Genomic DNA, 21,932 nt, shown 5'->3' on the forward strand with positions numbered 1-21,932 from the left:
GACGTTGCAAGTATGAGCCAGGTAATACATGTATGCATAGTAGGCAATGATCCAATTAGCGTACTTACCCCCATTATTGACACATCGATCCCCAGCGATCATGTTGTGCTGGCATTTCGAGAACATGACAGAGCCGCGTTTAATATAGTAAAGCGGGTAGCCGGTTCGCGTGGCTATAAGGTAACAGAATGGCAACTACCGGATTCGCACGATACCGCAGAGGCCAGCTTCAGCTTTCAGACATTGTTTGACCGATTCTGTGACGGTACTGCAACCGTGTGGTTTAACGCCTCAACCGGCAGTCGCCATCAAGTGCTGGCGGCGGTTGAAGTCGCCAGAGCGTATGCCGTAGATATTTACGTAATAGAGCCCGCGCTAGATAAGCTATTTTGGTTATCGCCCATGGACAGACCGTCGGTACCCGTAAAAGATAAACTTACACTCAAAGAGTTTTTCCAGCTTTATGGGTGCCGGGTTGAAAGCAGTCACAACCAGGGCTTGCCTCATGAATACGAGCAGGTAGTGTATGAATGGGCGGCCCGCGGTAACCTCCTTAAAGACGGGCTAAGTAGCCTCAACTACCTCGCCACACGGGCAAGTGGCAGCAATTTTGAATCGCCCGTATTAAACGCCAGAATGCACAAAAACCAGGCGCTGCAGTATCTCATTGGCACGCTCGAACAGGTAGGGCTGGTAACGTACCACAATAATGCCCTGCAGTTTTTAACAACCGAAACACAGCGCTTTGCCAATGGTGCGTGGTTAGAGTATTTGGTATTCGCGCAGTTGCGCGAGTTAAAAAAGACTCTGCCGGCGCTTCAGGATATTGGCCATGGCATTGAAGTGAGCCGAACGATTAACGGGCAAAAGGTGCAAAACGAACTGGATGGACTGGCACTGCATAACAATACCTTGCACATTATAGAGGTAAAAACCCGCCGCTTTGACCGCACAGAAGCTAACAAAACCTTGTATAAGTTATCGTCGCTCAGTGACCGACTAGGTGGCCTCAAGTCGCACTGTGCGTTGATCTCCTATTACCCGCTGCGGCACAGTGAGCTGGCCAGGGCTCACGACCTAGGCATACAGGTAATTGCCGATGGCGCCATACGGCACTTAAAACAAGCACTACAACAATGGATGGAGCAGCAATGACACTGTACGTGCTAAACAGCCCGGTATTAACCGATTACGGCAATTACACTTTTATCGGGCCAGTATCAGTGCCGCAAGCACAAGACTTGTTGCTTAAGCACGAGTTTGTGTCGGCCATTGGCCATCAGGCAACAGCTGACTTATTAAGTGCCATTTTAAACGTAGCCATTCCTCATAACCGCGTACATATAAAAATGAAACCGGGTGATCAGGCCTTGGTATTCCGGTTACTGAGCCGCATGCCAGACGGCGTAATACTCGATCAACATACCATTAATGAACAGCAATACGAGTTAGCAATACTCACCAGAACACTCGATTAGTGACAGCGTATTGTTGTAACAATAACTAATCGCCAACACTACGTGGGCCAAACAAACTACAGCTTTAATCAGCTGGGTATTTCCACAATTCTCTCGAACCATATTGAAGTTGGCAGTCGTCTCTACAGCTTTAATCAGCTGGGTATTTCTCACACGTTTTAGCTACAACTTACCCTGTAGATTGTAGTCTCTACAGCTTTAATCAGCTGGGTATTTCTCACACTATCAATTCTACTTCTAAAAAAACTGTGGTAAGTCTCTACAGCTTTAATCAGCTGGGTATTTCTCACTATTTAGCAGAAAATACGTTTGGTGAGTTATTCGGTCTCTACAGCTTTAATCAGCTGGGTATTTCTCACCTTCACCTGCCAAAGCTGACCTATCTTCGGGTGAGTCTCTACAGCTTTAATCAGCTGGGTATTTCTCACCTTCACCTGCCAAAGCTGACCTATCTTCGGGTGAGTCTCTACAGCTTTAATCAGCTGGGTATTTCTCACGCCTTATATTTTCCCTAAAGATGGATTCATAAGGTCTCTACAGCTTTAATCAGCTGGGTATTTCTCACAACCAAAGCACAAGGTAATGCGAGCAAGCAGATAGTCTCTACAGCTTTAATCAGCTGGGTATTTCTCACTTAGTGGTTGTTTTATGCTCGGGCTGCTCTGGTCTCTACAGCTTTAATCAGCTGGGTATTTCTCACGAAGGATAAAGAATGCTTATTTTTAATAAGTGTGTCTCTACAGCTTTAATCAGCTGGGTATTTCTCACAGCACCCTTTCGGGGCCAAATAAAACAACGCGCAAAGCGACACATTCGGCAAACCTACCTCTCAGTTTCATTGTTTATCCTTCTGTAAGGTCAATGTAAAGCAAAAAATGCGCTAACTCTTTGTTTTATAAGAGTGGCAAACCTTTAGCGCATAATTTTACTTTACCAGCCGTTTAATCGTTTGAAAAGGTTGAATTTCGTACTACTTCGGTGATGCCCTGGCGATGAGTGGCACAAAGGTTTGCCATGTGCGTACTTAGCTGACTAAAATTGCCGCAGGCCATTGCCCAATCTGAGCACCTGACAATGACTGTGATGCGCTTCGACAGCTTCGGCAAAGGCGGTAAAAACGAATATCGTCGCCCTCTTCCATAAAGGGTTTAAGGCAGCTTATTAAATCCTGTAACTGACTGACTCGTTTAAAGGCAACCTCAAAAACAGAGTATTGTACTCTGTCACCGTATTCTAATAAGGCCTTGCCTACATTACGCCGGCTTCTATCGTCGCTGATGTCAAAACACACTGCGTAGATAATCATCGGGTTCGCCATACATTAAATTCACCTTTAGCAAAACATTGCTGAACCAGCGACAACGCTTGCTGGTACAAGTGCTGGTGGATCGATGCGGGCTGCTGCGAAGCCAATGACTTCACAGGTGTCTCCAGTATGTTGAGTAACTCTGCTAAAAACAACGCCTTTGCTTTTTGAGACATACGACAACCATTATCGGTATGAGTAAAGTCAGCATCACTGAGCTGGCGTCGATTCACCAATTTAAGTACACAACGTTCAACTAAATGCCGAAACGGTTCCATCAAATCTGATGCAAGCGCGGCGTGGCTGCCTTTGGGTTGGTGGTAAACCCCTTGCCAGGGCAACAGTCTGACACTGCGCAAAATACTATCACTGTAACCGTATAGCAGAGTGTAACCGAGAGATAGCAACGCATTAGCAGGGTCTGGCGGCGGTTGGCGCTGCCGACGTTGAAAGCCCATCCATTCTGGTAATATATCGCGTAACGCGGCGAAATAAATCTGTCCTGAGGCGCCTTCGTATCCTCTTAACGTTGCAATACTGCTGGCGTGTTGGATCTGATAAGTACGATCAGCCAGTAACTTGCCAGAGGGGTGCTTTTGTTTACGCAACAGATTCTGACAATGGCGAACCCTGGCCATTACCAGCTGCCGGGCAATGTGCAGCTTTACGTCATCACTGAGGCATTGCTGGTAGTGCCACAGCGTTTGGTCGGCACTATTGGTGTCGGCAGCCTGACTCACGCCAAGGTATCGCCCCATTGCAGTGGCATAATGCACCGCGATGTTGTTTTCAAGTAAGTGATGTAAACAGTAACTGGTAACTTGATGGTGACCAAACAATATTATGCTGGCAATGCCGCTAAAAGGCTGATTAACGATTTGTTCGCTCTCTCTGTGCACGATCAGGCGCCGTTGCTGACTGTGCAAAACACAAGCACTACCAGTAACACATAAAACCGTTCCGAGTGACGTTCGCTCTCCGGTGCTATTCGTAAACGCTAAATCAGGCGCAACAGCGCTGGCGAATTTCATAGCTATAGGCGTTTTTGCAGCAACTACGCTTACCGGCGCGGGATCGGAGGTAGAAACTGGTTTGTATTCTGAATCATGCTTATGAGCTACAAGCGGTGCCTTATTGTCGTGCGTATTGCAGTCAGGTTTAACCGGTATACTCGTTTTGCGTTTGTTAACCTCTTGCTGTGCATAATAGCTGGCAAGCCACGAATCGGGGGCGATTGCTGGCCCTGAGCCATATGATTTCGTTTTACTTTCAAGCGCGAGTTCACCAACAAATAAATAACCAAGAAAGTGAAAGCCCTTATCCAGATGTGTGATTGCTGTTTTATTTTTATTTAATGTCAGGCCATGCTCAGCCAACGACTCGGCAGCTGCAGCTTGGGCTAAATGCGCCCGTTGCTCGTTTTTGCACAATACAATAAAGTCATCAGCATAGCGTACTAACCTAAACCCTTTGCTTTGCATATCGTTGTCGAAATCATCCAGTACCAAATTAGCCAGCAAAGGGCTTATAGGACTGCCCTGAGGAAGACCTTTGTCACGGACAATCCGTTGACCATAGTAGTCAACGGGTGCAGCCACCCACGCCATAATAGTTTTTACTAAATCAGAGTCCTGATAAACGCCCATGAGTCGCCTGGCAATATGCCGATGATTAACTGAATCAAAGTAACTGTTAATGTCAGACTCAAACACCCATTTATAGCCTTGTTGATATGCTTTACGGATATCTAAAATGGCATTTAAACGCGAGCGATTTGGCCGGTATCCATAGCTACAGTCATACATTATGGCTTCCAGGCTGTGCAATAAGCCTTGTTGCACCACGCGCTGCAGTACTTTATCGCGCAAAGGCGGAACGGCTAATGGCCGGTACTTTATATTTTCTGCATCAGCCCCTGCTGCTTTTTCTATTACACGGCCTTGCAAGGCGGGAACAGAGTATGTGCCACTGCCAAGTGTTGAAAGGTCGTATTGCACTTGCTCAGCGCTCGGTAGAGTCTCTAGCTTGGTTGCGTGGCTTTTTTGTAACGCTTGGTGGATTAGTCGGGGGGCCTGTAAGTGCTCAAGCCAGCTTTTGGCTGGTGAAGGCCGTGGCGGCAATATTAGCGCTTCGGTTAGCAAGCAGAATCGCCCTAGCCCAAAACTGCGGTTTTGGCCAATGCCCAGCCAGGATGCCAAAACAAGATACTCTGCCCACTTTGTGTCCCACTTTTTGAATAGCAAATTAGCTTGTCCGAGCATTCCACCACAATATTTGCTGCGACCGGGTTTACTGCTGTATTGATTATCGAGCCAAAACCAGTGCTCATCATTTAGTACCACACCGGTTACCGGAGGGCAGGCAGTGCGGCCCCGTTGAGTATGTTGATGTATTAACGTATCTAACCCTGTATATACCCGCTCCAAGAGCAACTCAGCAGTTATATCCTGCGCATCACGACAAAAACGCGCCTCCCCTTTACTGTTTTGCCTCATCGCGATTGGTTTAAGTAAACGACATGGAGCACTAAAACGCCAGGTAAGTGAGTGATGTTGCCGTAGTACTAATGCGTCAGCCTGCACGTGCTCTAATGTTACAGGGCTTAAGTGTTGAGGCGATTGCACCACACGCCCTGAGAGTACGTCGGTCAACTCAGTTAGTACCAGATTATTGTTGAATGCGGCATAGTCAGGCAACACCCTAGCAGACTGAGGTAATGCCTGCAGCTGACTGAACAAGCGCGTAACCAAAGTATAGGGAGGATTGCTCAAGATAATACGTAACTGGTAATAGTCGCCTTTTTGGTATGACACACGGCTGGATTCCGGCGTATCCAGGCATAGAAAGCGCGATAATTCTTCGTCGGTTTGCAATAAATTTCGTAACCATGCATAAACCAATGGTTGATGAAACGGGGAACAGTTAACGTCTTTGAGCCATTGAAGTCGAACATCCACTACGTATAGCGGTAATAGCGCATCAAGGGGCAGTCCGTTGTCAGTCATAACGCAATCCATGTCCAATAATATTTGACAATAATGTCTATTTGTCAGTACTTTATCAACTTGTGTTGAAAAAGTGTTCAGTTTTGCCATTGTTGAACCGACATTTCATTGGCTGAATTACACTTTCATTTGGACGGAATCATAAACCAATCGTAGGGAAGCGTATAATGACGAACGTTAAGTCAACTCTCACCGAGATCGGCTTTGTTTTGTTATCAATTCTGTTAGCACTGTCAATCGGCTGGTTTTCGAAATCATTACTGCTGTTATGGTTTGGAGAGCTGGTTTCCATTGAGCCAAATAATTTAATCGATGTTTTACAGTATGCCGTCATTGGCTTACTGGTTTTTTTATTGATTAAACTTTTCAAAACTAATCAGCTTCTGCTTGATAAGAAGCGCGCCTTCGAAGAAAAACAAGGTAAAGCCTCTGGTGCCATACTCTTATATGTATCAATAGCGTTGTTTGTTGTTGCGTCAAATTGGCTAAGCGACGCAAGCTATGAAATGTTAAATGAATATTTACAAGTAAAAGTGAGTGGTTCAACATACTGGCATTGGTTAGGTTTAGCACTGGTATTGTTTGTATCAGGCCTAATTCAAAGCTGGCAAAAAGCGCCTCGTAAAAAAGCATTTTGGAAGCGACCACAGCCTTATTGCGTAGCTGCTGTAGTTCCTGTCCTAATCGGGCTTCTGGCCTTAATAGACATGTTTGTTTATTCTTTTTCAACTAATGCACAAATTACTGCTATCTATTTATTACTTGCAGTCTTTGTTGGCCTGCACGTATTTTTGCTTATTAAACAGCACAGTACACCTCGCAATTTAATTAGCAATAAAAACGCCATTGGAGATTTTAAGCACATGGTGTTGTTTATTTCGGCACCAATGCCTTTTAAAAAGTCTGAAAAATATGATTTAGCGGAGGACGATAAAGCGCTAAAAATTATTTGTGCAGCACTACTAAAGCAATCAAATATATTTGCTGATAATAAAAATAAATATAAAGACACCAGAAAGTGTATAGCTCTCCGCAAAGGTATAGTAAAGAAAACCGTTAATAACGTGCCTAAGGTTGAAGAAATTGCAGGTGTGCTGGCAATGGTTTTAGCGCTTCGATTGTGGCTTGGTGATAATGATGAGGTGGCAACGCCAGACGAGATAGATTTTGATAAAGTAGAAAAGCGCCTTAAGTCTTTAACTGATTCTGTCAATCGCGAAAATACTAAAGGTCACAATAACCCTATTTTGCTCTGTCTTTTTGTTGAGCTATTTGAGTTTATAGTCCGCCCAGCCTGCCACAACTTTACTACCAGCTTTAGTGAGCTTGTTGGTATTCATGATGAGTTAAATAAAAAGCTGGAGACTTTAGATGGTACACGGTCTGAACGCTCAGTTTGGCGCATGCCATTGCTGGCCCTCGAACAACATTTGAATAAACCTGAGTGCAAACTGGAAGCCTGTACTTTAGTCTTTTCCAAGGACCGTGAAGCACGCAACGCGCACGGTAATAAAAAAGATGGAAGCCATGTTTGGGCTCCAGAGTTTTGTGCACTCATTCAAACTTTTTTTAGTTACATGAAGCTCAGGGACGACAGGCTAGAATGGTTTTACTACCACTCCAGTGAGGAACAACAGCCAGAAGAAAAAAACCTGCAGTCATTCAGTTTTAAAGATATTAGATCTATTTATAACAATAACACCAATCGCGGCGTTGCGTTTCATGACTTACAAGATTGCCGCAACGTAATTGTGGATATTGTTAAAGAGAGTGAGTTTGACCCTAAAGCAACCGTGGTTGACTTTACCAGTGGCACAAAGGTGACATCTATTGCTGCGGTACTGGAAACTACCAGCTCGGACATTCGTTCTCAGTATGTCGATACTAATAACTATGACATCAAGCTATTTGATTTTCGCTATTACAGCCTGGAAGACTTTTTTGGTTAGTAGCAAAAAGATACTCCGGTCATTGCGTCATAAGGATATGTACTATGGAAGACACTGCAGCTAATACCAGTAAACACCCCACGCTTTTGCAACGCATCAAAGAGCGTGCTAACTGTTACAGCGCTGAATTTGAACTGACTACAACCGCTCTAATATTTGGCGGGCAAAAAGACTGTGAACTCCGGGAGCCCAGTGTAAAAGGGGTGCTGCGATTTTGGTGGCGTGCGTTGTACTGGGCAAAGGTACGCAAGTACCTTATTGACATAGAAGAGATATCCGAACCAACACATGACCAAATCCTGTGTCGGTTACATGAGCTGGAAAAGTTAATTTGGGGCAGTGCTACCGAAGACACGCAGGCTTATAGCGGTAAATCTTGTGTATCACTTAAAATACACCGCCCTCGTAGCTGGCATTACAACAACCAAATGGATTTGGAGCCAAGAGATCCGCTTGCGCACTTAATAGGGCAACAGCATGCGCCGTGGAAAAAGAACAAGAGTAAACATGAGATAGCCACACCTAATCTGGCTGGTGGGCAACAGTTTACATTGCGGCTATATGTTTATCCGAGGCGTTATCTGCAACACCCTTTGTTTAGCAAGCATTTTAGCATTGAAGAGCATATTAGCTTAGCCGTTGCCTGTTTAGGCACATTTGGTGGTATCGGTGCCAGAGCACATAATGGACTGGGGTCATTAAACTTACTCAGCTTTACTGACGCTGCTAACACCAATTGTACTGATCAGGCCATAGCTGAACTTAAATCTCACATAGAGTCAGCTCAACTGCAGATTACTGAATTGCCGCCCATTCCCGCTTTTTCGAGTTACACACAGCATAAAGGTTTTTTTGAGAGCCAGGGCGCAAACCGCAAGGCCGAAGAAGCCTTAGCCGTTTTGGCAAAAGAGTATCAATACTGCCGTCAAAGCTATCAAAATCAGGAATTGAGTGATTTTGCGAATTGGGCTGCCACGCATCAACAACCAGCGCAAATTCCCGACAGGTTTTATTTAGGACTTCCTATTGTTTGGAAGGTACCCCAAAATAGTTTTACCAGCTTAACTCAAGACTATCAAATAAAGGGGGCGTTGCCTGGTCATGACAGGCGAGCGTCTTTATACTTTCTTCATATACGCAAGCATGAAAATGGTTTTTCTCCCGCGGTGTTATTGCTGGGCTCTCAATATGGATGGGTGAGTGCCAGCCACGACACATTGAGGGCGAAATTTACGATAAATGGCCTTCCTAAAGATGTAAAACACTATGAGCCAGAATTTAGCAATGCAGATGCCTACATAGCGAATGAAACTTTTGTCAAAAACTTAATCAATCAGTTGGGTATTTAAGATGGCCGAAAAAAACAAGGAACAGTGCTTTTTCCATTTTTCTATTGGCCCTGTACATCGCTTTGTTACCCAGGCTCGGCGCACCCGTGATTACTGGGCGGGCTCATTTTTATTGTCGTGGTTAACGGCAGTTGCAATGCGAGCCGTTGAGAAGCAGGGGGGAACTTTAGTTCTACCCTTGTTGGACGAGCAATTTCGGCATGCAATGGCAAACCCGCTTGAGCCAGGACCGCGCATAGCGCGTTTACCTAATCGTTTTAGCGCCAGTTTTGAAGGTAAAGCTGAAGATAGAGTCAACGAATTTACCCAGGTTGCTACAACTGTGCGTCAAATGTGGTTGTTTTTATGTGAGCAGGTTTGGGCGCATAGTGTCTCGCCTGCATTTCAGGGCGATACACCAGTTAGCGCACAACTGGTGTGGGAACAGCAAACAAAGTCCTTTTTTGATATCCGCTGGGTTGCAACCCCTACTTTAGCTGAAGGGCATTCAGCGATGGCTGCGCGTTCCGGGTGGCGCAACAACACACTGCAAACAGGAAATACTGCCAACGGGCTACAATGTGCTTTAATTCAGGGCCTGCAGGAGCTCTCTGGTTACACCGAAAATGGCAGGCACAGCAGTCTAAAACGCAGGGCAAAAGAAGAATTCTGGCAAGTACTTCGCAACTATCGTTTTACGGATAGTGCACGCCCCATCCCTCTTACTTATGATCTTCGAGAAGGGGAGTTTTTATCTGCCATCGCGTTCATAAAACGTCGCTTTATTTATATTTTTGATGATCTGCTGTTAACGGCAGACATAGAAGAACGGCTCCAAAATCCGTCATCAGTAGGAAGCTTACGAGAATATTTATCGGGATACTGGAATAAACTGGCGAGGAAGCCCATAGAGCAGGATTCTTCGACTCCGGAACCAAGTGACTACGATATTAGTGGTTGGCGTATTCAATCTCGTATCCCGTCTCTGGCATACATTGCTGCGTCCGACTGGTTAAAGCGGGTAATTATCAAAATTGATAGCATTAATGATAACGACATTCGCCAAAAATTGCTGAGGGACTGGGCGGAACTTGCAAGAAGCTTTGGCCAAATGGTTACAGACAATGCACGAAAAGAAGATAAAAATGTTCTATGCGTATTAAACAGAACAATTGGCACTTGTAATCATCAGGATGTAAGCGATGTATTTGCAGACATCGTTGGTTTGGATGGTACGGCTTTCTATAAAACGGAGTTAGTAAATAAAAATAACTATTCTGATTTGATGCCTGAACAGTTTAATAGATTGAGTAAAGCGCCAGTCAGTAACCTAACAAACTTATACTCAGAATGGCTTACACCATCACCTTATTATGCTCTGTTAGCCATGGATGGTGATAAGTTTGGTGATTACATCACTTCCAATCTTTATAGCGCTAAATCCAAAAGTGATGAAAATATTGAAGAGTTCAACCAAAAGCTTAATGCTTTTACCCAAAAAGCAGAAGCAATAGTTGAAAGTCATCATGGCGGCTTTTTGGTATATGTGGGGGGCGAAGATATTTTAGCGCTATTACCGGCAGCTAATGCGTTAGCCTGTGCCTGTGACCTGCGCGAGCACTTCTGTCAGACTTTTAGACAGAACCAGAATCTTTCAGTTTCTGCAGCCGTGAACTTTGCCCATTTTAAAGTTCCTTTTGGAAAGATGATCCGTGAAACCGAAAGTATGCTGGGAGATGTTGCAAAAAATCAAGCCGGCCGGGACAGCCTGGCGGTTAGTCTTTGGAATCAGGGTAATTGTCAGTTTCAATGGTTTAGCCGCTGGGATTCTATACCTCAGGATGCTCAATCGGAATTATCCTATGTATACTCGCGCTCGAACTGTAATGAAACTGACTCACCAAGATCACTGATAGACAATAATTCACTGCGAATAACTCAGTTATGCGACCAAATAAGGGAATTGAAAATAAGCCGTCGAGGGCTTTATCAGGCGATTCGGAGGCTCGAAAACAGTAATAGCATTACAAAAAGACCGTTTGGCATATCCCGTGAAGAACTGCTCGCGCCCAATATTACGCCACACAATCAGAAACTGGATGCCAACATACTTAACAGCCTAATCGAAAATGATTTTGCACGAGATGCAGAAGGCGCTGATCGTTTGGCACTTAAGGGGTTTGCCAAGGCTTTAATTGATTTTAGTCAATGTCGTATTGGAGTAGAAATAGTAAATAACGATAAAACAAAAAGCTTAACAACTCGAATCTGCCAAGGGTATCTCAATCCTGAGGCCATTAAGTTTTTATTATTTGTGCTAAGCGATTATAAAGAGGTAGAAGCATGATTCACCGCCAGATTAGCCTTACCCCCTTAGACAGTTGGTTTTTTCGTGATGGCAGAAACCACGAAGAGCTTGGCGGTTTAGAAATCAATAGTCTGCCTTTACCAAGTCAACGCACGCTATATGGCGCATTACGCGCAAAACTGTGGGATGCCGTACCCGAAGAGTTGCGTTCAGGATCGCTTTTTGATCCAACAGAAGCATTTAACCAGCAAGTATTAATTGGGCCTGCAACACTACGATTTACTGATACAGGCCCGCTGTATTGGCCTTGCCCGATTGATTTAATTCAATTTAAGACTACAAAGTCAAAATACGTTTATAGTTTTGCTAAGTGGTATCAAGAAAAAAAGCAACTCAATAAAAGGCTGCAGAAAAAATTAAAGCTACAAGCGGAGCAAGCATACCTTACTACCATATCTGATCTTGGACCTGTGCCTTTCTTACATGCAAAACCAAATGACGATAGTGACAAACGGTGTGCTCATCAAGGGCAAATGCTCAAATCAATAACACTTAGCAAGGAGTGGTTTACTTCTGACGCGAGAGGTTTGAAACCTGACAATTTTGAGAGTTTGGCAATGTTTATCGAGCGGGAACTCAGATTAGGGATTGAGCTTAAAAATCGAGTAGCCGCTGACGGCCAGTTGTATGTTACTCAACATATTCGATATAACGAAATAGGTAATAAACAACAGGGTCGTAAACAATTGAAGCTGGTACTGATCATATCTTTTGCTGAGAAGGCTGTTTGTGAAGCGTTTGAAAAAAGTGTATCGCAGCAGCCGGTTATTCGATTGGGCGCTGATGGGCGGGGTGCATACGTAGACACTTCCGAAGTTAATAACGACCTTTGGCCTTCATTGCCTGACCCTGCTGTTTCCTCAGAGCCCTCCAGAGCAAAAGGTAAAGGAAAGAACAGCAAAAATAACACTAATTCTTCTCAGCAGCTTATGGTGACCTTACTAAGCCCGGGTACCTGGCAATGTGATGCCGGTTATGGTTTCTTGCCCGGAACCGAATCGAATATTGGCGGCGGTGTTTGGCAAGGCTCCTGCTCAGTTCGGATGGATAACCACCTCGAAGAAAAGACGTCGCTGGATTTTACATTATTGAGTGCTCTGGTCGATAAGCCTTTTTACGAAGGGGGCTGGGATATGAGCGGAAAAGGAAAACCCAGAGCAACCAGAATGTTTTACCCCGCAGGCAGTTGCTTTCTGATTGAAGCCAATCCAGAAAGTTGGAGTACGCTTCAAGGTGGTTTTATTGGGGATTTAAATCACATGGGCTATGGCAAAATTGCAATCAAGCCCTTTAAGCAAGGACAGTAACATGAATCAGTTTATTACCCTTTTTGCCGAAACCTATATACACGCTGGCGCTGGCATAGGAGCGGGCTTTGTTGATTTACCCATTATGCGCGAAGCTCATACCGATTGGCCGTGCATATTTGGTAGCGCCATAAAAGGAGCGTGGCGTGCTCATGCCGTAAACAAGCTTAAAATGAGCGATGGCGGCGAGCTTAATGATGACCTGATAAATGATTTGTTTGGGCGTGAAGATGCAACGGCAGCAGGCAATATGCTGGTGTCAGATGCCAGGCTACTCTGGTTACCGGTACGAAGCCTGACAACCCACACGCTTTGGATAACCTGTCCCGCAATATTGCGGCGTTTTAAGCGTGACTTATGCCGGGCAAGTGATAGCGAGTTAAATTTTACCGAGCCCTCTGTTTTTGAGCCGGATAGTGTCATTGTTTCAGAGGAACTGGCTAATCGCGCGGATCAAAACATGCTGTATATAGAAGAACATGGTTTTAAGTGCAAGAACGATCAATTGTCACTCTTTAAAAGTTTGACTGAGATGCCAGAACTAAAACAATTCAAAGATGAAATAGAGCGAAAGTTAGTAATATTGAGCGACGATGTATTTGCACACTTTTGTCGTACTGCTACGCCAGTAACGCCCCATATCAAAGTAGGTAAGTACGACCCGGATGCTCAGAAGCGCCATGACAATAACCTTTGGTACGAAGAAACATTACCACCTGAAACTATGATGTATCTCACACTTAGTTTAATGAACAAAGAAAATGATACAGAATTAAACACGCTGCTGGAAAGCTCTTCATACTTGCAAGTTGGTGGGAATGCAACAGTTGGCATGGGTTGGTTTAACGTTTCTACTGCTGAAGATGAAAGCGCTGGTCGAGGAGCACATCATGACAATTGATAATCGCCAGCAAAAACTAGCCAGACACGTATGGGAATGGTTGGAGGGCAAGAAAGTAGATACTGGTAAAATTTCAAACACCGCTAATGGTCTCCCTGCCATGTTGCAGAACGGCGGATTAATTCAGACTATTGCTTATCTTCGTTCTAAACACCCTTATGTGAAGGGGGCAAACGTCGACAAAGGGGATAAAAAACACTTCCTACAACTCGCTACTTTTTTGCTTGTGCAAACAAAGTCGCCCGAGGTGTTGGGCGAGCAAGAGTGGAGCGAGGAGAACTTTAAAGAATTGTTTTCATTAGATTTTAATCAATTACGTATTCGCGAAGCGTACGCCCGAAGTTATCTCGACTGGATTAAACAGCTGGCTAGATCAACAGCTAACAGTGACACTACATCGGCCAAAGCACAATAAGGATGTTTGAACATGTCTTCAGGAAATGCCATGGAACTGAAAAACTCGGCGGATATCGATAGCTACAACGACTTAGCTAAACGCGCCCATCCGGGCCTGATTTTCGATAAAATTTTTCCAGTATCTATATCAATACATGATAAACAGGGCAAAGTTAACAACCGAAGTGAAAAAGGCGTTCTTTTTAACGCGCTTGCGGATGCGAACTCCAACGCAGAAGTATTCAATAATGAATTACTGATTTTGCCGGCTTCACTCAAGCAGGCGTTGCAAGCAAAACCCTCGAAACTTGATAATAGCAGTGCTACAGGCGATGCGATAAAACGCCAGGTAAAACTTGTTAACTCTTTGCGGGGAAAAACATTTCAGGTGAAATCCAATTGGCGGTTTATCACAGGCACGGGAAATGCACATCGCTCAGAATTAGGTATGACTTTTCATCATCAATTAGGCGCGCCCTACTTGCCGGGTTCTGGTGTAAAAGGGATGCTGCGCGCCTACCTGGAAACACTGGCAGAAGAGTTCGAAGATGAAGATAGTAATGAGTTATTTTCATTAATAGACAAAGTGTTTGGTAAAGCAAATAGCGACAGTGATGACACGCAACCAGGGTGTGTGTGTTTCTTTGACGCACTACCTACGAAACGTCCTAAATTATGCGTGGACGTAATGACACCGCACTTTGATAAATGGTACGAAAAGGGCGGAAATGAAACTCACGCACTTTCCAATACACCTAATGAATGGAGTGATCCTCTTCCAGTACAATTTTTGTCAGTGAGCGATATTACGTTACAGTTTGCTATTGCACCTTCCCCAAATACGACTGAACAGGTGTCTGATGATGAACTTGTGTTTTTAGTTGAGATGCTCAAAATGGCTTTGTCAGAGTATGGTGCAGGCGCTAAATCATCTGTCGGGTATGGTTTTTTTGAGGCTTGCAGTATTTAACCGTTTTAGAAAAGTTAAATTATTTTGCCTGCAAATGATTCAGTTCTTTAGCTCGTTATAAAGCTCGATGTATTCCCTGGCCATCGCTGCTGTAGAGAAGTGAGTGCTGACATGGTCATATAAATTCTGGCCGTATTGTTGGCGTAATTCAGCTGAATTAAGCGCATTAGCAATCGTATCGCCCAGGAGTTGCGAATTCCCTGCCGGTGTTAACCAGCCGGTTTGCCGATCAATAATAATCTCTGGAATACCACCCGACGGACTGGCAATCACGGGTACTTTGCAGGCTCCGGCTTGCAATAGTATTACGCCGAGCCCTTCGGCATGGGCCGGGTGTACCAGTAAGTCGATATTGGGCAGTATTTTAGCCACCTCGTTAGTGAACCCACATAATCGCACGTGTTGCTGTAGTCCTGCACGGTCTACCTGGCGCTGGTATTCAGAGTGCATCTTGCCTTTACCAAACAGTAAACACAGGGTGTTGGGGTGATGTTTTACAACCTCCTGCATGGCGCTAATTAGCTCGCTTTGCCCTTTACGGGTAATAAGCTGGGCAAAATTGGCAATCACCTTAACTCCGCTCGGAATATCAAATTTGTGGTAAAACCACGCTTTATCGGCACTATAGTTAAATTCAGCCAAATCAACCGCAGAATGAATGACCTGCTGATGCACCGTGGCCGGGCAGCGGGTTGAAACAACCTTTTTAACCCCTTCAGAAATACTGATCACCGCCTTGTACTGTGCATATTTAAACTTGCTCAGTGCGCCCTCAACATTATCAACCCGCCGCGTACACACTGCCGGAATATTGCAATTGCGCGCCACTAACGCGCCCCATACATCGGCGCCTCTGCGGCTGTGAGTGTGAAAAATGTCGGGCTTGTGGTTGCGGATAAGCGCTGAGAGTCGCCACACCAGGGAAATATCCGCTTCACCGGCGTAAGGCAGTGGTATCACGTTGCAACCCGGCAAATCGAGCCCGGCGATATCGCTGCCAGCGGCGCACACCAGCAGTTGCTCGGCGTTACTTTGCTGATGAATAGCGTTGATCAGGTATTCAACCTGTTTGGCCCCACCATATAAATGGCGGCCCAGTTCCAGGTGTAAAATACGCATTAGCGCAGAAGCTCCGTGGCAGTGTGGATTACACGTTGGGGCGTTAATTGTTGCATGCAGTCGTACCTGCCATGGCATACCGGATGACGTTTACATGGTGCGCATGCCATTTCGGTATACAGCACTCGGGTGGTGGTAGTGTGAGTCCGGGTGTAGGGGCGGGTAGAGCCAAACAACGCGACAGCCGGGCGGTTAAGTGCAATAGCCATATGGGTCAGGCCGGTATCCACGCCAACTAAAAGGCGGGAGCGTTCAATCGCGGCGGCACTGCCTGTCATACTCAACTGGCCAGCCAGGGCATAACAGCGGTCATAGTCACTACACAGCCGTTCTGCCTCGGCTTTATCCTGAGGCCCGCCAAGTATTACAACCGTGTACTCTTGCTCGAGAAATTGCTTAATAAGGCAATGCCAGTGGGCGTTCGTCCAGTGTTTTTGCGGACGGGTGGTATACGGCGCAATACTGATAACATTACCGTTAATGCCGTGCTTGCTGAATGCCTTGTCTACCTCATTGCGATCCTGCACGGTTAGCGGCATAACCAATGTATAAGGCATATCACTAAACCTCGCACCCAAGTAAACATATTCACTGCTGATTTGACTGGATAAAGGTTTGTTATGCGACTCGGTGAGCAGCCAGTGACTATACTCTTTGCTTTTAAAGCCGATGCGTTTGCGGGCACCGGTCAGCCACGCCAGCAGTGCGCTTTTTAGCAGGCCCTGGGCATCGATTACCAGGTCGAACCGGTACGCGCGAAGCTGCTTTCGAAAGGCGATTATCGACTTTACTAAGGTAACATAATGGCGCAGCCTGAGCAGTTGGCGCCAGTGTTGTTTTGGCCAGCATATAACCCCATTTACGTCGGGATGGTTTTCCACCAGCCCTTTATAGGGCGATTCCACCATCCAGATAAGCTGAATGTCAGTGGTAAAGTGCTTTTTTATAGTGGACGGCAGACCTGAGGCCATTACAATATCGCCCATTGCACTTAGCCTGATAATGAGCACGGCGGGTTTGGCACACGGTTCTGACATAATAACGTAAACTAACAGACTCTATACTTAGTTGACGCTATTTAAGCAGGCAAACACGACACTTTAATGACGACGCGGCGAGTTGTGAGGCAGTATGAGTAAACACGCGACAGATTATTCCCCTAAGTGGTACCAGGATGCCTTTCGTTGGTTCTATTCATTGCTGCTGGTACTGATTATCCCCTTTGCCTTTGTTAATTTGGTCCGGCGTGGCTCAACCCGCTCACAGGAGTACAACCGACGCCGTTTCGAGCGGTTTGGTTTTGTGGCTCACGCGCCCAAACCTGATGGCTATTTATTTCACTGTGTATCGGTAGGGGAAGTGGTGGCCGCCTCTGTGTTGATCAAGCGGATCATGGCTGAGCAACCCGAACGGCAAATTACGGTAACCACCACCACACCAACCGGTTCAGCGCGGGTGCGGTCAATTTTTGGTGATACCGTGCACCATTTTTACTTACCCTACGATTTACATATGGCCATGGCTGGCATGCTAAAGCGCATTGAGCCCAGGGCTGTATTCATTACCGAAGTAGAGCTCTGGCCCAACTTTATTCATGCCTGCTGGAAACGTGATATTCCGGTGATGGTGGTGAATGCGCGCATGACCGACCGCTCAGCCAGTCGTTACCATAAATTCCCCATACTGTTTGAGCCGATGCTATGTAAACTCAGCCATGTTTGCGCACAGGGCGAACGGGACTATGCTAACTACCGGTTTTTGGGGATGCCAGAGACTAAGCTTACACTCACTAACAACATTAAGTTTGATCAGGCCTCAGCACAGGGTTCAGCGCCGACTGGATTCCTGCAGTTAGAGCACAGCCAACGCAAAATTGTGGTTGCTGGCAGCACCCACGATCCAGAGGAAACGCTGTTGTTAGGCGCTTATCAGACACTTAAACGGCAGCATCCGACATTGTTGCTGGTGCTCGTGCCTCGCCACCCTGAGCGCTTCGAGCAGGTAGCACGGCTGATCGGTAAAACGGGGCTTTCCTTTACTCAAAGTGCGCAGGCGAACGAGGTGAGCAGCAATTGTGATGTGTTACTGGTAAATGAGATGGGTAAACTCAACGCCGTGTATTCAGTGGCCGATATGGCATTTGTCGGCGGCAGTATAGCCGATCGTGGCGGTCACAATGCCCTCGAGCCTGCGGCCTATAAACTGCCGGTAATCATGGGGCCGAATACCTATAATAACCCGGTGATTTGTGCCAGGTTAGCAGAGGCCGGTGCGTTGCACATTGTTGATAGCCAGCAAGCCATAGAAGCATTACTGGGTAATTGGCTAACCAACCCCCAGGCGGCGCGAACCGCGGGTGATGCCGGGTTCCACGAACTCAGCAAAAACAGTGGGGCACTGAATAAAACCATGAACGTTATAAACCGGCTGTAAGGGCTTTTAAGCGATACCCTCCTGACGCTGAATCAAAATGGTGCATGGCGATATAAATGTGCGCCATAATGGGCAATCGCGACTTTTCATTGTTAATGGATTTGTAAAATAGTATACGAAAATCGTTTATAAACAGGGTTTTAAAATTTCTGCTGCAGTTGGCCTGTTGTTTGCTTAGTTAGACGCGACGTTGTAATTGAGTATAACAATAATAATTACGGTTGCACCTAACGGCCACTTGATTCCTCGTTTTCCAGGGAGAGGCGCCCTGTCAGTGACAGGGCGCTGTTTTTGTTAGTTTTCTGCTGCACCCGCGACTTTTTCTTCATCCAGCATTTCCGGTTCCACCAAACTAATCACCTTGCTTCCTGCATGGGGGATGGTTTCATCAGAGCTTAGCATCACGTGCATGTGATTATTCTCATCAATACACATCAGCGGCGTGGCTTTATCGCCATACTTACGCATGTAATCTTTAAAGGTAAATTGCGGTGTCAGAGGCGTGGTTTTGATTTGTGCGCCTCTGTTTACCGCGCTGGCGAGAAAGCCATAGGTGACACCCTCATCAAACAGCGAGAGCTTTTTTGCGTAATCCTTTGACACCTGATGGCTTGGCCGGGTTGAGAGCTCGTTGCTGGTCAACCCCCACACCTTGTCCTTGCCCAGGGTGTGTTCAAAATGATAGCCCACCATGGGGTTTAATTGCTTGTAGGGCGACAACAGCAGTACCGTGCCTATGCTGTTTAGCTCTAAGTGTATGGCCGCATGTTCAGACATAGGGTTGCCAAAGTAGACTGGAATGTCCTGCATTCTCGCTTCCCGGATTGCGTCCCAGTTGGTGTCGGCTACCCGCACCGATACATCATGACGAATGAGCTCTTTAGCCAGCATACGGCTAAACTGACTGGCACCAAATAACAAAAATCCATTGGGCACGGGCGCGCGGACTTTGAGTAATGCCGCGACTGACTTCGCGGTTAATCCCTGCACCACAACGGTAGCAATAATCACCAGAAATACCAGTGGTACCATAATCTCTACGCCGTCGTAGCCGAGCTCCTCCAGTTTTAGCGAAAATAGCGCTGATACCGCAGCAGCGACGATTCCCCGCGGCGCCAACCAGCTCAGTAAGGCAAGTTCGCGAAGGTTTAAGTTGGTTCCGATAGACGATATAAAAACGGCCAACGGGCGGGCAACAAACATAATCGATACCAGCACTATCGCAGCGGCCCAACCCACATCAATCACCGCGCCAAGATCCAACCGTGTCGCCAGTAATATAAACAGACCAGAAATGAGCAGTACGCTGAGGGTCTCTTTAAACTCCAGAATATCTGATACATCGACATTGCGCATGTTTGTCAGCATAAAGCCAGCTACGGTAACCGTTAACAGGCCGGATTCGTGAGCGAAATAGTTAGAACCGGCAAAGGCCGCCAGGATAATGGTTAACACGGCAGTGTTGCGTAAATAATGCGGCACCAGGTTGTGCCGCAGTGTGACGCCAAGAAAATAGCCCACGGCCAGACCAAAACCTAAGCCGATACCAATGGTTTTACCAAAGGCGAATAAGGTGTTAGACATGGCGCTTTGCGATGAAACAATATATTCGTATACCAATACGGCCAGCAATGCCCCGATAGGATCAATGATGATACCTTCCCAGCGCAAAATGTTGCCCAGGTTTGTTGTGGGCCGCACGGTTCTTAACATAGGAACAATCACGGTGGGGCCTGTCACGGTAACGATTGCACCAAATAAAAAAGCCAGCTGCCAGGAAATATCCAGCGCATAATGGGCAACAGTGGCCGCGATGAGTCCGGTAACCAGAACGCCCACGGTACAGAGGTTACGAACCATGTTGCCATGACCTGCTATGTCCTGATACTTAAGCGTTAACGCGCCCTCAAATAAAATGATGGCAACGGATAAGGAAACGATAGGGAAAAGCAGATCGCCAAATAATGAATCGGCGTCGAGCACGTTAAACACCGGACCAACTAAAATCCCTACAACCAGTAGCGGTAAAATGGCGGGTAAACGGATCTTGTAAGCGAGGTATTGGCAGCTTATGGAGAGTAACCCAACGGAAACAAGAGCAATGGTGGGATCTGACACTAGCACTTCCTTATTAGTTTGGCGGACTATTCCGGTAAGAACATTAATTCTGGTTCAAACCAATTATGTACGCTGAAGTCGTCAATATTGTTCATATCAACAACGAGCGTTATTTTTTGAGTCTGTATCTGTTATAACATGGTTACGCTGAATAACTAATAATGATAGCGTGAGTTAGTGGTATTGTAAGCTTCGTCATTCTCCCGCGTTAAAGGCTAAGTTACACTTTTTGGGCCCGCGGCTTTATTGTTTTCAATTGCTGTTTTTCTCACAAGGAAGTCAATGTTTTATCAATACAAGGTAGTCTCAATGACTCAACTCATCTCCACGATAGGTAAACTTATCCTGCTTTTTCCGGCGCTATGCCTGCTTTCTTGCAGCGCTGCGGCGCTTTCGCCTACCGACACTGCAGAGGTGCTGGCTGAATATGAATTAGCACCTCAGCTCAGCGAAACATCCGGCTTGTTTTGTAATCAAAACGGTCAGTTTACGATTAACGACTCTGGTAATGAGCCGGTGATTTATCAGCTTGATCAACAGGGCGGTGTCACCCGGCAACATGAATTATCGGTGTTAAACAGAGACTGGGAGGCCATCACCGGTGACCAGGACTACCTGTATATCGGTGACTTTGGTAATAATCGGGGCAAGCGGAAGTGGCTGCAAATTTATAAGGTTGCTTACGATAAGTGGTCAGAAACCGCAAAGCTTGTATTTGGTTATAGCGATAATGTCGTTGCTGAAAATATCATGTATGAGCATGACTTTGACGCTGAGGCGATGGTGGCAAGAGAAGATAAGCTCGTTTTATTTTCAAAAAGCTGGCAAACCCAGGTGCTAAAGGTTTATCACATTGATAAAAACGAGAAAAAACAGTTGCTGTCGCAACCGGCCAGTGAAGTTGGTGGACTACCCGGTGTGATAACCGGCGCCGACTGGGATAGTGCTAACCGGCAATACGTATTGGTTGGCTACGGCACCGGCTTATTTGGTATTACTCACCCTTTTATCGCAACTTTGTCAGAGACTTACGAGCTACAGCGTGTTGTTAAGCTGGTAGGGTATGGACAGGTAGAAGGTATATGCGCAATGCCCGATAACGAACTGTGGCTGACTCAGGAAGGCTCTTCACTGGCAGCGGCCAGGTTAATTAAGCTTAAGTTGCTCAATTCAGACAGCGCCGGTAATAAGACCTCTGCTAACCACTAACCTGCGCGGGTGTTGTTCTCTAACCTCACAAGCAAGGAGGTTAGA

General features: G+C 46.0%; 16 protein-coding genes and 1 CRISPR repeat array. Of the genes, 11 read left to right on the forward strand and 5 right to left on the reverse strand.

What is annotated here, in order from left to right:
- The first annotated feature begins 12 nt into the window (after nucleotides 1-12).
- Both OIK42_RS14990 and OIK42_RS14995 read left to right on the forward strand, forming a co-directional pair.
- Nucleotides 13-1,155: a Card1-like endonuclease domain-containing protein gene (locus tag OIK42_RS14990; RefSeq protein ID WP_273641847.1), complete on the forward strand. Its 1,143-nt coding sequence runs from the start codon at nucleotides 13-15 to the stop codon at nucleotides 1,153-1,155.
- Entirely contained in the window at nucleotides 1,152-1,478 is a 327-nt protein-coding gene (locus OIK42_RS14995) for an STIV orfB116 family protein (protein WP_273641848.1), read from the forward strand. The genes OIK42_RS14990 and OIK42_RS14995 overlap by 4 nt, the downstream gene beginning before the upstream one ends.
- A 118-nt stretch (nucleotides 1,479-1,596) precedes the next feature.
- A CRISPR array of direct repeats spans nucleotides 1,597-2,246; the repeat unit is 35 nt; unit sequence GTCTCTACAGCTTTAATCAGCTGGGTATTTCTCAC.
- A 256-nt stretch (nucleotides 2,247-2,502) separates the two neighbouring features.
- Here the strand turns inward: OIK42_RS14995 and cas2 are convergent.
- Nucleotides 2,503-2,796 (reverse strand): CRISPR-associated endonuclease Cas2, encoded by a 294-nt coding sequence (gene cas2 / locus OIK42_RS15000; protein ID WP_273641849.1) that lies wholly within the window; start codon nucleotides 2,794-2,796, stop codon nucleotides 2,503-2,505.
- Nucleotides 2,781-5,789, reverse strand: coding sequence for a CRISPR-associated endonuclease Cas1 (gene cas1 / locus OIK42_RS15005; RefSeq protein ID WP_273641850.1), 3,009 nt, complete (start codon nucleotides 5,787-5,789; stop codon nucleotides 2,781-2,783). The genes cas2 and cas1 overlap by 16 nt, the downstream gene beginning before the upstream one ends.
- Before the next feature lie 167 nt (nucleotides 5,790-5,956).
- On the opposite strand from cas1, the gene OIK42_RS15010 reads away from it, so the two are divergent.
- The 7 genes from OIK42_RS15010 to cmr6 are packed head-to-tail and all read left to right on the forward strand — an operon-like array spanning nucleotide 5,957 to nucleotide 15,008.
- A complete protein-coding gene (locus OIK42_RS15010; RefSeq protein ID WP_273641851.1) occupies nucleotides 5,957-7,738 on the forward strand; it encodes a hypothetical protein in 1,782 nt (593 codons plus the stop codon).
- Between the two features lie 44 nt (nucleotides 7,739-7,782).
- Complete coding sequence (gene cmr1 / locus OIK42_RS15015; protein ID WP_273641852.1) at nucleotides 7,783-9,087, forward strand: type III-B CRISPR module RAMP protein Cmr1; 1,305 nt, start codon at nucleotides 7,783-7,785, stop codon at nucleotides 9,085-9,087.
- Between the two features lies 1 nt (nucleotide 9,088).
- Nucleotides 9,089-11,413 carry a type III-B CRISPR-associated protein Cas10/Cmr2 gene (cas10, locus tag OIK42_RS15020; protein ID WP_273641853.1) on the forward strand — a complete coding sequence of 775 codons (2,325 nt, stop codon included), beginning with the start codon at nucleotides 9,089-9,091 and terminating at the stop codon, nucleotides 11,411-11,413.
- The gene (locus tag OIK42_RS15025) at nucleotides 11,410-12,741 is read left to right on the forward strand and encodes a type III-B CRISPR module-associated Cmr3 family protein (RefSeq protein ID WP_273641854.1); all 1,332 of its coding nucleotides are present in this window, start codon (nucleotides 11,410-11,412) and stop codon (nucleotides 12,739-12,741) included. Before cas10 ends, OIK42_RS15025 begins: the two co-directional genes overlap by 4 nt.
- A gap of 1 nt (nucleotide 12,742) precedes the next feature.
- Nucleotides 12,743-13,642: a type III-B CRISPR module RAMP protein Cmr4 gene (cmr4, locus tag OIK42_RS15030; RefSeq protein WP_273641856.1), complete on the forward strand. Its 900-nt coding sequence runs from the start codon at nucleotides 12,743-12,745 to the stop codon at nucleotides 13,640-13,642.
- On the forward strand, nucleotides 13,632-14,057 hold the full coding sequence (gene cmr5 / locus OIK42_RS15035; protein WP_273641858.1) for a type III-B CRISPR module-associated protein Cmr5: 426 nt from the start codon (nucleotides 13,632-13,634) through the stop codon (nucleotides 14,055-14,057). The genes cmr4 and cmr5 overlap by 11 nt, the downstream gene beginning before the upstream one ends.
- 12 nt (nucleotides 14,058-14,069) lie before the next feature.
- On the forward strand, nucleotides 14,070-15,008 hold the full coding sequence (gene cmr6 / locus OIK42_RS15040) for a type III-B CRISPR module RAMP protein Cmr6 (RefSeq protein ID WP_273641860.1): 939 nt from the start codon (nucleotides 14,070-14,072) through the stop codon (nucleotides 15,006-15,008).
- 39 nt (nucleotides 15,009-15,047) lie between these two features.
- On the opposite strand, the gene OIK42_RS15045 is transcribed toward cmr6, so the two are convergent.
- The gene (locus OIK42_RS15045; RefSeq protein ID WP_273641861.1) at nucleotides 15,048-16,127 is read right to left on the reverse strand and encodes a glycosyltransferase; all 1,080 of its coding nucleotides are present in this window, start codon (nucleotides 16,125-16,127) and stop codon (nucleotides 15,048-15,050) included.
- Nucleotides 16,127-17,164 carry a lipopolysaccharide heptosyltransferase II gene (waaF, locus tag OIK42_RS15050; protein WP_273641862.1) on the reverse strand — a complete coding sequence of 346 codons (1,038 nt, stop codon included), beginning with the start codon at nucleotides 17,162-17,164 and terminating at the stop codon, nucleotides 16,127-16,129. The genes OIK42_RS15045 and waaF overlap by 1 nt, the downstream gene beginning before the upstream one ends.
- A gap of 94 nt (nucleotides 17,165-17,258) precedes the next feature.
- Here waaF and waaA point away from each other — a divergent pair, with 94 nt between their 5' ends.
- Nucleotides 17,259-18,560: a lipid IV(A) 3-deoxy-D-manno-octulosonic acid transferase gene (waaA, locus tag OIK42_RS15055; protein ID WP_273641863.1), complete on the forward strand. Its 1,302-nt coding sequence runs from the start codon at nucleotides 17,259-17,261 to the stop codon at nucleotides 18,558-18,560.
- A 294-nt stretch (nucleotides 18,561-18,854) separates the two neighbouring features.
- Here waaA and OIK42_RS15060 read toward each other — a convergent pair whose 3' ends face one another.
- Entirely contained in the window at nucleotides 18,855-20,678 is a 1,824-nt protein-coding gene (locus OIK42_RS15060; RefSeq protein WP_273641865.1) for a cation:proton antiporter, read from the reverse strand.
- Nucleotides 20,679-20,987: 309 nt separating this feature from the next.
- Between OIK42_RS15060 and OIK42_RS15065 the strand changes: the two genes are divergently transcribed.
- Nucleotides 20,988-21,887 (forward strand): hypothetical protein, encoded by a 900-nt coding sequence (locus OIK42_RS15065; RefSeq protein WP_273641867.1) that lies wholly within the window; start codon nucleotides 20,988-20,990, stop codon nucleotides 21,885-21,887.
- The last annotated feature ends 45 nt before the right edge of the window (nucleotides 21,888-21,932 follow it).

The sequence above is a fragment of the Alteromonas gilva genome, from assembly GCF_028595265.1.
Classification (GTDB): Bacteria; Pseudomonadota; Gammaproteobacteria; order Enterobacterales; family Alteromonadaceae; genus Alteromonas; species Alteromonas gilva.

Coding starts and splice junctions, on each gene's coding strand:
- OIK42_RS15045 (WP_273641861.1), bottom strand. CDS start 16,127: ATGCGTATTTTACACCTGGAACTGGGCCGCCATTTATATGGTGGGGCC.
- cmr1 (WP_273641852.1), top strand. CDS start 7,783: ATGGAAGACACTGCAGCTAATACCAGTAAACACCCCACGCTTTTGCAA.
- cas10 (WP_273641853.1), top strand. CDS start 9,089: ATGGCCGAAAAAAACAAGGAACAGTGCTTTTTCCATTTTTCTATTGGC.
- OIK42_RS15025 (WP_273641854.1), top strand. CDS start 11,410: ATGATTCACCGCCAGATTAGCCTTACCCCCTTAGACAGTTGGTTTTTT.
- cmr4 (WP_273641856.1), top strand. CDS start 12,743: ATGAATCAGTTTATTACCCTTTTTGCCGAAACCTATATACACGCTGGC.
- OIK42_RS15065 (WP_273641867.1), top strand. CDS start 20,988: ATGACTCAACTCATCTCCACGATAGGTAAACTTATCCTGCTTTTTCCG.
- OIK42_RS14995 (WP_273641848.1), top strand. CDS start 1,152: ATGACACTGTACGTGCTAAACAGCCCGGTATTAACCGATTACGGCAAT.
- waaA (WP_273641863.1), top strand. CDS start 17,259: ATGAGTAAACACGCGACAGATTATTCCCCTAAGTGGTACCAGGATGCC.
- OIK42_RS14990 (WP_273641847.1), top strand. CDS start 13: ATGAGCCAGGTAATACATGTATGCATAGTAGGCAATGATCCAATTAGC.
- OIK42_RS15010 (WP_273641851.1), top strand. CDS start 5,957: ATGACGAACGTTAAGTCAACTCTCACCGAGATCGGCTTTGTTTTGTTA.
- cmr6 (WP_273641860.1), top strand. CDS start 14,070: ATGTCTTCAGGAAATGCCATGGAACTGAAAAACTCGGCGGATATCGAT.
- waaF (WP_273641862.1), bottom strand. CDS start 17,164: ATGTCAGAACCGTGTGCCAAACCCGCCGTGCTCATTATCAGGCTAAGT.
- cmr5 (WP_273641858.1), top strand. CDS start 13,632: ATGACAATTGATAATCGCCAGCAAAAACTAGCCAGACACGTATGGGAA.
- cas2 (WP_273641849.1), bottom strand. CDS start 2,796: ATGGCGAACCCGATGATTATCTACGCAGTGTGTTTTGACATCAGCGAC.
- cas1 (WP_273641850.1), bottom strand. CDS start 5,789: ATGACTGACAACGGACTGCCCCTTGATGCGCTATTACCGCTATACGTA.